General features: G+C 54.5%; 7 protein-coding genes and 8 pseudogenes. 7 read left to right on the top strand and 8 right to left on the bottom strand.

Annotated features, from left to right (window positions below; genetic code table 11):
- On the top strand, positions 1–184 hold a 184-nt coding region (locus JCM25156_RS29320), incomplete at its 5' end, for a hypothetical protein (RefSeq protein ID WP_034958355.1).
- A gap of 79 nt (positions 185–263) precedes the next feature.
- Complete coding sequence (locus JCM25156_RS04135; protein ID WP_025812228.1) at positions 264–620, top strand: hypothetical protein; 357 nt, start codon at positions 264–266, stop codon at positions 618–620.
- A 1,066-nt stretch (positions 621–1,686) separates the two neighbouring features.
- On the opposite strand, the gene JCM25156_RS27705 is transcribed toward JCM25156_RS04135, so the two are convergent.
- Both JCM25156_RS27705 and JCM25156_RS27700 read right to left on the bottom strand, forming a co-directional pair.
- Positions 1,687–2,232: a hypothetical protein gene (locus tag JCM25156_RS27705; protein WP_199898813.1), complete on the bottom strand. Its 546-nt coding sequence runs from the start codon at positions 2,230–2,232 to the stop codon at positions 1,687–1,689.
- 200 nt (positions 2,233–2,432) lie between these two features.
- Positions 2,433–3,186 (bottom strand): annotated as a pseudogene (locus JCM25156_RS27700) (IS5 family transposase).
- A gap of 105 nt (positions 3,187–3,291) precedes the next feature.
- Between JCM25156_RS27700 and JCM25156_RS27695 the strand changes: the two are divergent.
- From JCM25156_RS27695 to JCM25156_RS21405, 4 pseudogenes are all read left to right on the top strand, one after another.
- Positions 3,292–3,560 (top strand): annotated as a pseudogene (locus JCM25156_RS27695) (IS3 family transposase); the annotation flags it as partial.
- Between the two features lie 2 nt (positions 3,561–3,562).
- A pseudogene (locus JCM25156_RS27690) lies at positions 3,563–3,754 on the top strand (IS3 family transposase); the annotation flags it as partial.
- 377 nt (positions 3,755–4,131) lie between these two features.
- Positions 4,132–5,108, top strand: a pseudogene (gene rfaD, locus JCM25156_RS27685) (ADP-glyceromanno-heptose 6-epimerase).
- Between the two features lie 149 nt (positions 5,109–5,257).
- A pseudogene (locus tag JCM25156_RS21405) lies at positions 5,258–5,924 on the top strand (IS5 family transposase); the annotation flags it as partial.
- An 86-nt stretch (positions 5,925–6,010) separates the two neighbouring features.
- On the opposite strand, the pseudogene JCM25156_RS30710 reads toward JCM25156_RS21405, so the two are convergent.
- From JCM25156_RS30710 to JCM25156_RS04080, 3 genes and pseudogenes are all read right to left on the bottom strand, one after another.
- Positions 6,011–6,989, bottom strand: a pseudogene (locus JCM25156_RS30710) (IS3 family transposase); the annotation flags it as partial.
- A gap of 542 nt (positions 6,990–7,531) precedes the next feature.
- Positions 7,532–7,978, bottom strand: a complete 447-nt coding sequence (locus JCM25156_RS31985) for a CHAD domain-containing protein (protein WP_277909341.1) — start codon at positions 7,976–7,978, stop codon at positions 7,532–7,534.
- 46 nt (positions 7,979–8,024) lie between these two features.
- A pseudogene (locus tag JCM25156_RS04080) lies at positions 8,025–9,056 on the bottom strand (CYTH and CHAD domain-containing protein); the annotation flags it as partial.
- Between the two features lie 543 nt (positions 9,057–9,599).
- Here JCM25156_RS04080 and JCM25156_RS21390 point away from each other — a divergent pair.
- A pseudogene (locus JCM25156_RS21390) lies at positions 9,600–11,077 on the top strand (peptidase).
- A 71-nt stretch (positions 11,078–11,148) separates the two neighbouring features.
- Here JCM25156_RS21390 and JCM25156_RS04065 read toward each other — a convergent pair.
- The 3 genes from JCM25156_RS04065 to JCM25156_RS28605 all read right to left on the bottom strand — a co-directional run.
- On the bottom strand, positions 11,149–11,469 hold the full coding sequence (locus JCM25156_RS04065; protein WP_025812223.1) for an antibiotic biosynthesis monooxygenase family protein: 321 nt from the start codon (positions 11,467–11,469) through the stop codon (positions 11,149–11,151).
- On the bottom strand, positions 11,393–12,283 hold the full coding sequence (locus tag JCM25156_RS21385; RefSeq protein ID WP_242402465.1) for an ATP-binding cassette domain-containing protein: 891 nt from the start codon (positions 12,281–12,283) through the stop codon (positions 11,393–11,395). Before JCM25156_RS21385 ends, JCM25156_RS04065 begins: the two co-directional genes overlap by 77 nt.
- The coding region (locus JCM25156_RS28605) for an iron chelate uptake ABC transporter family permease subunit (RefSeq protein ID WP_148299312.1) at positions 12,283–12,396 on the bottom strand (114 nt) is incomplete at its 5' end. The genes JCM25156_RS28605 and JCM25156_RS21385, both read right to left, overlap by 1 nt.

The following is a 12,396-nucleotide window of genomic DNA, read 5'->3' as shown; positions in this document are numbered from 1 at the left end:
ACGCCTGTTCGTGGCAAATCGTCTTTCCGGCAGCATCTTTTCGTCGGATTTTGAAATCTACCTGCCGTCGTTCACGCCGAACTGCTACCAGGGTTACCGGATGTCCCTCTCGCAGCGTGGTGCGCTCTATCGTTCCATCTATATGACGGTGGCAACCCAGACCGAGTTCGTGAACGGGAACTGATTTCCGGCTTGATGCCTAACAAAAAGGGCAGTCCTTACGGGCTGCCCTTTTTGTTAGTCACAGATACTCGCAGGATTATATGGGCATTGTGTTCGCGGGTCTCTCTCTTGTCTCTGTCTGCATCATGGGACTGCATAGTGCCATCCCATATCCGGACTGGTCCCGGTCTGGTGAACTGCACTCAATACTGCCCCAGATCGAGTGGTATCTGGACGAAATCGTAACGACTTCCGTATCGGCTAGGGGCACTTTGTTGCTGGCCCTGCTGGCGGCCGCCGCGATGGCTCCGGGTTTGGCCTTCTTCAATGTTACCCGTGGCTTGCAGTCATATTTTGCCCGTGCATTATCAGCACTTGCGATGCCGACGCGGGATGCGATTGTCGCGTATAAGAATCGATCTGACATCCGGAAAACAGAACAGGAGGCATATCCATGACGTTTTTGCATGGAATGTATGCCAGTCGCCGTTTGAACCGGATTTAGAGGAGAAGATCACGGATGAGTGAACTATCGGCGCCTCGGTGCCCGGAACCCATTTCGTTACTTATCCGTTACTTCAGGCTGGAAGATGGTCATTGCGGGGAGTGGGCGGTGACTGTTGCGTGGTGATTGATGACTTCGGGAGGTCTTGACGGGGAGAAGATGCGTTTGCGAAACCGCCACCCTTCGGGGAGGGTGCTTAATGGGCTGGGGCATCCCCGGCTGCCGCTGGGCAGCGTCTACGCGGCTTCGGTCAATCCGTGGATAGCAGCGTAAACGACATCCTCTGGCGGCTGCCAGGAATGCGATCTCCTCCTTCGAGCCGTCCCCGGCAGGGTCCGGCTGAAGGCCCGGATGTGTAGACGATTATTTTCATAATATCCTTACGGCACGGCATCGCCCCCTCCCCGCCACATTTCACTTCTCTCCGCGTTGTAAATGGTTCGCCAATGCGCAGCTGATCAAGGGAAGGAAAGCGCAATGGTAATCAATCGTCTGGCTGACCCTGATGGACATTCATGGCTGCGTTCTGCTCTCAGGATCGTCAACGCGCCCTTGCCTTCTGAGGCGCCTCTGAGGAAATAGTCAAAGCCATCGATCTGTGTTTGTCCGGAATTGGGAGGATCAAGGAAATAGTGATGGCTCCCGCCCCGTCACCGGGACAGGACGGGTTGCCTGGTCCTTCTGGTCCGACCTAATCGTGTTCTCGGTTATCACTCAGAAAGGAAGAACGACAAGAACTGAACGTTAAGCTGGTGCCTGGTCTTGTCAAAATTTAACACGAGCGCCTGACGGGGAAGGTGCGCCGGGTTCCGGAGAGCGAACGTGGGCAGCTTCTCCAGATAGATCATCATTGATAAACGCATTTCGTGCGGTATTTCCGATTATATTTGTTGTGACACCATCAAATGTTCCACCAACGAGGCCACCAACGACAGGAACCAGCTTTGTGAGGTTAAGGATTCCCGTTGTTCCGGCTTTTGTCACGAGCCTGAATCCCACGGCTTGGTTGATCTTTGTTATTACTGTTCCGGTAACATACTTCTTGATAGTGGAAGCTGTAAATTTCGTTCCAAACTGAACCCCTGCCGACTTAACAATCTCGCAGCGCTGTTGCCCGTAAGGCAAACAAAACAAAGCGTTTTTGTTTTGTCGTCCAGCACATCATGCCCGCCAATATGTGCGATGGCAGCGATCATTCTTAACTGTATATAGAGAGTAGATGCCATGTTTGCAGGTATTGCAATCGGTATTGTTATGGCACCTCCAAGGTTGGTTACAAAACCACCTGTGGCAGCTTTTGTGTTCTGCCATCTGATCAAACTATTGGCGGCATCTTTTTTGTTGTAATTATTTGACCTTAGGTATTCATCACCGAGGGACTGCGCGGTTCCCAATACGCCGCCGCCGGTTACGGCTTTTTCGTAACCCCATTCCAGAGCTTTTCCGATGACACTCAGTTGGTTTTCTGACATCTCTCTTCTCAAATATTTAGTTACAGCCTGTTTCAACACATATGCCAGATTTTCACCTTCGGAAAGAGGCCGCTTCTCTGTTTGTTCGTACAACGTCAGGCGGCCATTTCATTTTGGTTACCTCGACCGTCCCGGCTGTTCTGCCTGCTGTCTCTTGGCGTCGACCTGCCTTTTCGCTTCGTTCGCGGCCGATTCTGCATTCCGCGCGGTTTCTTTAGCTTTTTCTTTGGTCTGGTCTGGTGCGTTTTCCGCCCCCTTCCCTCCCGCGATTTCCATTTCACTAGGGCGTGTCGTCAGTTAATTCCGATGATGGCGGAGACGAGTTGCACTGCTGCGAGGAATGTTGATTTCAGCTTGTCGTAGCGTGTTGCAATGCCTCTGAACTGCTTCAGCCTGGCAAAGAAGCGTTCAATGATGTTTCTGTTTTTGTAGAACTGGAAGCTGATTTTACGTGGATTGCGTCGGTTTTTCCTTGAAGGGATAACCGGTGTGATCTGTCGTGATTCAAGCGTTTCAATGAGCGGATCGGCGTCATAAGCCTTGTCGGCGATAAAGGCTTTGGGATCGACCTCATCCGGCAAAGGTTCTGCTTCCGTGATGTCCGCTCTGTGCCCGGGCGTCAGGGACAGGGCGACCGCCTTTCCTGCAGCATCGACAATGGCGTGGATTTTCGAAGTCAGTCCGCCACGGGACCGCCCGATGGCCTGATCCGCGCCCCTTTTTTACGGGCACCCGCACTATGCTGGTGAGCCCGGACAATCGTGCTGTCGATCATCATATATTCGTTGTCGCGATCGGTGATCAGATGCCGGAAAATCCGTGCAATCATGCCGCTTTCGCACCAGCGACGCAGTCGCCGGTGGACGTTCTTCCTGTCCCCGAACCTGGCGGGCGGATCACGCCAGGGAATGCCGGCAGGTAACGATACAGAACCGCTTCCACAAACAGACGGTTATCGGCAGCCGTTCCGCCGGCATGACCTTCACGACCCGGGAGAAGATCCTTTATCCGTTCCCACTGGCTGTCACTCAGGCCATATCGTCGCACTCATTCTCTCCCTGAAAACAGAGAGAAAACATCACAGATCAAACGGGAGTACAAGCTTCATAGCGCCAGATGCCAACTGACGACACGCCCTTGTGGTGGGTTTCAATGGAGGTATCGGAAGCGCGGCGGCTCAAGGCTCTTGAGGAAGAAAACGCGAAGCTGAAGCTGCTTCTGGCGGAGAGCATGATGGACCTCTCGCCGCTGAAGGAACTGCTGGCAAAAAACTCGTGATGCCCGGTTTGCGGCGGGAGGCCGTGACCTGGGCGATCCGGGAGAAAGACTATTCGTAGCGGCGGACTTGTCGGCCTATTGGTATGGATCCGAAAACTTGGCGCTATGCGTCACGCCGCCCAGATGGTGCCGCAGTGTGGGGATGGAGAATTTTTTCTCATCGCTCAAGCGCGAGCGCATCCGGCGGCGAACCAACAAAATGCGCCCAGAAGCCCGGCAGGACGTGTTTGACGACATCGAAATATTCTATAATCCGATGCGTACGCATGTCGGGAACGGAGTGCTGTCATCCGTTCAATTCGAACAACAGCAGATTTTGAGTGCTCAAGGCGTCTAGAAAACCAGGGGCTATTCAGCTACAGGGGGAAGCATCTCACTCATATGGACTGATCAGGGTTACATAAAATCGAAACCGACTGAAAGTATGGCATTACACTCGAAATCGTTAGGATGGTTGCAACAGAATGTGGTGTTATGGCCGCTGGCCAATTGGAAGATTATAAGGGAAAAGCTTGATATGGGAGACCCGACGCGGATGGTCCATTAAAATATTATAAGTGCAACCCTACATTTCTTATGGCTCTGCACATAATTGTTTTCGTCTGCTGCATGACTGAAAATCTGGCTGACAATAAGTCAAGGGGCATAATGTGCTCTGAAATAATAAATAAGAGCCATATTTATCTGTCAATATAATCTATGCGGAAAATTAACATGATTGTTATTACAGGTGGTGCCGGGTTCATTGGTTCGTGTCTTCAAGCCGAACTCCACGCTCGTGGGGAGGAAACTGTTGTTGTGGATTGGCTGGGTCATGAAGAAAAATGGCGTAATTTACAGCTTCATGCACCATCACGTATTGTTGCCCCTGAAAATCTGGATGCTTTCCTAGCGTCGGAGACGAAGATCAAAGCCATTTTCCATATGGGTGCCATAAGTGAAACAATAGCTGTGGATGGCGATCTGGTCTGGCATACAAATGTTACATTGTCTCAAAAACTCTGGTCGTGGTGCGCCGAGCGGGATATCAATTTCATTTATGCTTCGTCTGCTGCGACTTATGGTGCAGCCTCTACGAAGATAGGATTTTCCGACGATCTATCAAGCTTGATACTCTACGCCCTCTTAATCTTTATGGCTGGTCCAAGCATGCATTTGATCAGTGGGTTGTGAATCAGGTTAAAAATGGAAACAAAATTCCAAAACAATGGGTTGGACTGAAGTTCTTCAATGTATATGGACCTAATGAATATCATAAAGGCAAGATGCTTTCCGTTATAAAAGTAAAATACGATGATATTTCAAATGGATTTCCTGCAAAATTATTTAAGTCTTCGTCCATATCCATTGCAGATGGTCAGCAGTCACGTGATTTTATTTGGGTTGGAGATGTAGTTGATGTAATGATGTGGTTATACGAAAATCCACATGTCAATGGTTTGTTTAATTGCGGAACAGGGGTTGCCCGCACATACCTTGATCTTGCATATGCCATTTGTGATTCTCTTGGTAAGTCTCGAGATATTGAATTTATAGATATGCCGAATAATCTTTTAGGTAATTATCAAAACTTTACCTGCGCTAACATGAATAAGCTTCGAAGCGTTGGGTATAAGAAAGATTTTACAACATTGGAAAATGGGATAAATATTTATATAGAAAAATTCTTAAAACGCAACATATATATATGAACAATTCAGGATAAATTGATAAATTTCAGCCATCACATAATAATATGATATGATATTTATATTGTGTTTTTATATTAAATATATGGGTGTGAGCAATAGATTTCTAAGAGCCTGTTTGAAAAATCGGTCTGATATGATTCAAGCTCAGGATGTGGACGTCAGAGCAGAGGGGCCGGATGGCCAGGATCACCCGCAAGACGAAACGCTATCCGTCTGACATGACGGACGAGGAATGGGAGCGGATCGCGCCTTTGGTGCCGCACCCCGGACGACGTGGAAGGCCGCGCGAAATTGAGTTCCGCGAGGTGATCAACGCGGTGCGCTATCTGGTGCGTTCAGGCTGTGGCTGGCGGATGCTGCCGATCCACTTCGGGCACTGGCGGACTGTTTACGGCTGGTTTCGCGAACTGGCCCGACGCTTCCTGTTCCAGACCGTCCATGACGTGGAACTGATGATGGACCGGGCTCAGGCAGACCGCGACACCAGCCCTACGGCAGCGGTGATCGACAGCCAGAACATCAAGGCGCCTCACGCGAAAACAAGAGGTTACGACGCCGGTAAGAAGGTCGTCGGCCGCAATCGCCACATTGCCGTCAATACGGACGGACGCCTGTTGATGATCAATCTTACCTCTGCCGATATCTCGGACAGAGCAGGTGCCCAGAGGATCCTGGATACCATCTGCAAATGCTGTCCCGGGTGAAGCGCCTGTTCGCCGATGGCGCTTACGATCGGCTCAGGCTCATGGACAAGGCGGCTTATCTCGACTTCGTCCTTGAATCATTCACCGTCGCGAGGGTGTCAGAAGCTTTGAGTGACGCGCCTCCTTTTTTGTATCCCCTCAAAAGGAGAGTTCCCGTTTTTCATGGCCTGGGGTTGATGGAATGACAAGGGTCCCAGGGGCATGCGTCAGGGACGTGAACAGCGTTTCGTTGAGACATTCATCCCTGAGTCGACCGTTGAAGCTTTCGACAAACCCGTTCTGCTGCGGCTTCCCCGGGACGATATAGTGTCATTCGATCTGCATCCCGGAGGCCCATTTCAGAATGGCATGGGATGTGAATTCCGTCCCGTTGTCGCTGATAATCATGAGGGGTTTGCCATATCGCTCCACCAGAGTTGTCAGTTCCCGCGCCACACGTCCGCCTGACAGCGATGTGTCGGCAACCAATGCCAGGTTCTTCCGGCTGAAATCGTCGATAACAGCCAGAATGCGGAACCGGCGGCCACAGATCAGGGCGTCGGACACAAAATCCAGGCTCCAACGCTGCCCAGGTTTCTGGGGACGGTCATGGGAGAACGCGCGCCCAATGCTCGCTTTCGGCCTCCCCGATGACGGACTTTCAGCCCCTCCTCCTGATAAAGGCGGAACAGCTTCCTGTGATTGGGTGTGAAGCTTTCCCGCGCCAGAAGATAGCTCAGGCGGCGGTATCCAAAGCGGCACCGCTGGCCCGCCAGTTCCCGCAGACGCTGGCGCAGGACGACATCGTCCGCCCTAGTCGAAATATAGCGCGCAACACGGCGGGCAAGACCGACAAGCGCACAGGCACGGCGTTCGCTCAGGGCCAGAACACCGCGAATATGGTCGACCGCCTGCCGCCTGGCGACAGGCGTCACCACTTTTTTCCAACGATTTCTTTCAGTGCGGCATCATCCGGCATAGCATCCGCCAGAAGACGTTTCAGGCGGCTGTTTTCATCTTCCAGCACCTTCAACCGTTTGGCCTCGGACACTTCAAGACTACCATAGCGGGTCTTCCATTTGTAGAAGGTTGCGTCACTGATCCCGTGTTTTCGGCAAAGATTAGAGATCTTCAGCCCAGTTTCCTGTTCCTTTAGGATCCCTATGATCTGCTCTGCCGTAAAGCGACTGCGTTTCATCCGTCCGTATCCTTCTCGATCGGACTCTACTTTAAAATGGGCACATTTTCGGGGGGCACGTCAGTTCTTTTACGGCCCCGGCACATGGTACTGGCCGGATGGTGCGTTCAGCAGTCATCTTGCAGCCGGAGAAATTGCCCTGATCTGTGCGGGAGATAGCACATTTTCCTTTATTCATGTGGCGATGCCACGCAGGCGACAGTGGCGGCCTTAACGGCGCCGGCCGACCTCTATAACGTTGTCGACAGTCAGCCAGCGCGACTGGCGGAATGGCTACCGGCCTATGCGGACTGGATCGTGTATTCCTTGCCGCCCTGCCTTGATGAGGAGAAAGCCTTAGCCTTATGGGTGTGGAAAGCGTGTATTACCAGAACAGCCTGACGGGTGCGGATAATCGGAAAGCCCGGGAAATACTAGGTCTTGATCTACGGCAGCTTCCCTGGCTGAAAGGGTAAATCAGGGCATCGGGCTGTCAGCTGTGACGCGTTCCCGCCCTCCGCGCACACCGTTATTGCCGGTGGCGGATAGGATGGAGGGCCGATCTATTCATGCCAGAAAAGCGGTGCGCGGCGTAAGCGCTTCCAGGCTGGAGAAAGGGCGCGCAATGCCTGACGATGCCGCCTGTCGTTCCATGAAATAAAGGCACTGATAATCGGTGCAAGATCCGGGTGTGTTTTTTTTAAATCGAGAGCAAGTGTTGACGCGACAATGGTATCATTATTTTTGCCAAGCTGCTGCAGCAGTTCCTTGCAGTGTTTCATATATGCCTTGACCGCGCGGGCAGGATAAAGAGCTTCAAGATAGCTGGCCACATAGCGTAATTTTTTGAGGGATTTACGCAGCGTGTGTCGTTTCTTGGGGGAGAGATGGCTGATCCGTCGTCCGCGCCGCATGACCTTGCGTTGCAGATGATCGAGCACTGTGGGTGCCACATGGCCTAAAGAAATTTCCTTTCCCCCCCTCCCTTCCGGAAAAGACGCATCCTCGATCCAGAGACTGAGGGAAAGGACCAGTGCAGTCAGCTGGTGCCTGCAGTTCGTGCCTGATCTTCTGGTACGCGGCTGTTCTTTTTAGCTGGGCGGCATCAGTCAGCATGTGGACCTGATCATCATTTTCATGCGCGGGAAAGGCGGCGGGCAATGTTTCCAGACATAACACATCCCAGTCACGTGCTTCCCCCAGTTCACGTCCAATGCGCTGCAATTCAGTCTGGAACAGCCTGAGGGTAGACCGATCCACATGCCTGCTTTCGACAATCTGAAGCACGGTGCGCAACTGCCGTATGGCCACGCGCATCTGGTGTACGCCTTCAGGGTTCCCTGCCTCGGTTGCCGACTGGTTGTCGATCAATGTGTTCAGGCCAGAGCGGATCAGGATGCGAAAACCCTCAGCCAGGGTCATGTTTCCGGTCAGTGGAGGCTTGCGGTCCTGCACCGGGAGAGCTTGCGCACCTGTATGAAGACGGTACCCGCGCTCGGCTTTTGTCAGGACGTCCAGACGTAGGGGAGCGATCGCCTGCAATGCCAGGGCCAGGCCATAAATTGCCCGTACCGGGCCATCCTTGAGTTCAAGTTCGAGTTCCCTTACCGGATCGCGCGCATTGCCTGACTGGACATAGCCTTCGTCAATGGCAGCCTCCACCATCGCGCCGTTGTATGGAAGCGTATGCGTGGTACGGTCTATGTGCGAAACCCAGACCGGCTTCAGCCTGGTAGCCAGCGCCGTTATCAGTGCTCCGTACGGTGTATCCGACAGCACGTCCATATCAGGGTGATCGTGACGGATGCTCCATTCCCATTCCCCGCGATGTATGGCCAGTTGGCCTTCTTCCCTATCGGTTTTCAGGGTCTGGATACGCAGGCTACCCGAACGCCTGACACGCAGGGACAGTCCCGCCTGTTTCAAGTGCAGGTCCGGGGTATCGTAATAGGTCGTGATCAGGCGCTTTTTCTGGCTGCGCCCCAGGGCTATGGCGGCCAGATGGTGGCTGATTACTGTTTGTGCTTCAGGCTCGAAAAGCAGCTTCAGCTCGATTTCCTGTGGCGGGAGGGGATAGCTTTCAGACATTTCTCTTTCGTACGATCCGTCACGAGACCGTTTCTCCCTGTTCGGGTTCTTGTTATGTGTACCGTAGGCAGCGGCCCGGGATTTTTTACTGGAACAATGCATGGGCATGGTCGTGCGAGATGAAGTATTTCGAGGAAAATAAAGTTCAAAATATTTCAAATAATTATTCATATTTTTGTATGGTCGATGGCATGCTGGATTGCTGCCATGAAAATTCAGCCGTTTCCGCAATGGTGTCCGGACGGGAGCAAAGGCGGCCATCTGCACCACCGTCATTGCCGCCCGGCAGACCGCGCCGCAGATTCACGAAAACCGCCTGCTGGCCAGCGTGAAGCTGATTGCTGACCTTGGTGGGGGGTGGGACGTGCCGCGACTGCCCGGCAGGAATGCCTTCCCGCGCGATGACCCGCTGGCGCCTTCCTTCCATGGAAAACATGCGCGGGAATAGGAAGGCAATGTGTGTTACCCATGTTTCATCAAGTCATTTCATAACGCTGATGGTATTTTTATAGTCATATCTGTTCCTGACGGGAGGACGAAGCGATGACCGATGTATCAAGACGTGATTTCGTGGCGGCCGGCGCCATGTTTGCAGGTGTCGCCGCCACCATGGGCGCTGGTGCCCGGCAGGCCCACGCCGCAGGGGACGGGCACGGCTTCATGGCGGCATCGTCCGGCGGGCCGGATGGCCCCGGTCCTCACAGGCCTGCAAGTCCCGGCCTTCAGGGTATCTGCGCGTTGTGCGAGGTAACCGGCGGGGGCGAGAAGGTTTACGGCATCGCAGTGGAATATGACGCCACGATCGACCCGGCCAGTCTGGCGCTTGATACCTACACCACGGCCGTTTTCCCCGCCGCCAGTGGGTTCTTTGCCGGCATGCCGCAGGAGCCGGACAAGAATGAGACAACCGCGGCGGCAAAGCCACGCCCCATTGCAGCCATCTATACCAATACTGATCCGGCACTCCGCTCCGACCGAAAAAGTGTGCCCGGCCGGTATGTCATTGCCGAGTTCGCCCATGACCCGGACCTCAGCGTACCCACCACCGATAGCGACAGGGTTACGCTGATACAGGACAAGGGCGTCAGAACTACGGGCGGCATGGTCTATGCCGGCAGCAAGACCGTATGGAGCAACACGGGGCATCACGGCAACCGGGTCGCGATCCGTGGGGTTGATGCATGGGAACAGAACCACTGGTGGTGGGATGATACGCGTTCCGCGTGGCTGGAATACAGCATATACCTGCCGAAATCCTTTCTAGCGGAAGGTGGTGAAAACCGGGCCTATCCCCTCGTTCTGGCCGTTACCCATTCCGGCACCAGCCCCGATGGCACCTGCGCCCAGACGCTGACCGAACAGTGTATTGCCAGTATCTGGAGCCTGCCCGAAGAACAGGACCGACATGAATGTGTGATCATTACCCCGCGCTACGAGCGCACGACCATGAACGATTACTGGGAACATACATCAGACGTGGAGAACACCTACCGGCTGGTTGAATCCCTGCTTGGCAACACATGGGATTATGGCAACCCCAACCGGGCAGACCGACGTGACAAGGTCCTGAAAATCGACCGAAACGGGTTTACTGCACTGGCTGGTCCATGGGGGCGATGACATCGCTATGGCTGATGGCCAGGCATCCGGAAACCTTTTCCGCCGGGCTGATCATCGCGGGCCAGCAGCGGCCAGCCGATGTCGTGCCCCTTGCCAAACAGAAGATCCTGATCATTACCGGTTCGGAAGATGACAAGGCCACGCCATGGAACGAGAAATGCGTGCCGGTATGGGAAAAGGCGGGCGGCACCGTGGTGCGCCCGAAGAACCTGCTTGACCCAGCCCTCATCTTCCCGGTCGATCGCCAGCAGAAGCTGACGGATCAGGTCAACGGCTACCTTGCAAAAGACGCCAATGTCACGTTCCTGACATTTGACGGTGTTGACCACATGGGCTCGGCGCGCAAGTTCTTCTACATCAGGGCCGCACGCGACTGGATGTTCAGGCAGTCAAAGGCATGAGTGCGGCCTCTTGCGGGCCAATGGCGGTATAATTCGCCACCAGGCCCCGGCCGCATCTGGACCGTATCGTATCAGTCCTGCCCCGTAATATCCTGCAGGACATCGAAACCCTCGAAGACCGGGGGGCCGATCGTCAGGACCTTGCCCTGCCCAGCCTGGGCATGCGCCTGCCGGAACTGCTCTGACTGCGTCCATGCGCCAAATGCGGCATGGGAAGCCCATACCGTATGGGATGCGTACAGGACGTGATCTTCACGTGAAGGCCCACGCAGGAACTGGAAGCTGACAAAACCGGGCACGGTTTTCAGCAGGACATCACGTTCCAGCCAGCGCTGTTCGAATTCTCCCGTGCATTCCGGTCTGACCCGGAAGCGGTTCATGGCGATGTACATCTGTCTGTTTCCTCGTCAATATTGTCATGGGGAAGGATGAAGGGTCTGGCCGTTTTTTCGTGGCGGTGGACGCAGCCCTGCCGCAACCCGAAAATGTCGCAGGCAGATCCTGCGTCAGGACGGTTTCTGGCGGTCCCTGCGCATGGATTGTTCCCCGGTGCACCACAACCAGCCAGTCGGCACAGGCCGCGGCCCAGTTCAGGTCATGCAACACGATCGCCACCCCACCGCCCCGGTACGCATGCTGGCGGGCCAGTTGCAGTACAATCGCCTGATGCGCCGGGTCCTGGGCCGAAATCGGTTCATCCAGCAGCAGGAAGCCGGGTAGCGTGCCATCTGTCATGGCAACTTCCAGTTGCATCAGGACACGGGCAAGATGAGCGCGCTGTCGTTCACCGCCAGACAGCGTCATCATCTGCCGGTTGGCAAATCCTTCCAGTCCCACCCGTCTCACCAGAGCATCGGCCAGCAATCCCTGTTGCACAATGTCCAGCTTGTGGGCCGCCATCCCGGCTCCCATCATGACCATCTGGCGTACCAAAAACTGCCCGGCTGCCTCGCTTTCCTGTGTCAGCATGGCCCGGTGTCTGGCCAGCTCCCGGGCAGGCAGGGTTGCAATCCACCGGCCATCCAGCATGACCTTCCCCCCGGTTGGGGTGGAAAGGCCGCTGGCAATGCGCAGCAGGGAACTCTTGCCCGCGCCGTTGGGACCAATGATTGCCGTGACATTTCCCCTGCCAAAAGGCAGGGTGATGCCATGCAGGATGTCGCGGCCGCCCTGCCGCCATGTGATGTCGTGTAATTCCAGTGTCATCACGCAATGCCCGTGCGATGGCTGCGCGCCAGAAGCCAGACGAAAGCGGGCGTGCCCAGCAGCGCGGTGACGATGCCGACAGGCACCTCCGCCGGGCTGGCCAGCGTGCGGGC

The organism is Komagataeibacter kakiaceti JCM 25156 (assembly GCF_000613305.1).
Note: the sequence above shows the minus strand (reverse complement) of the source record. Positions and strands in the feature narration are given on the sequence as shown.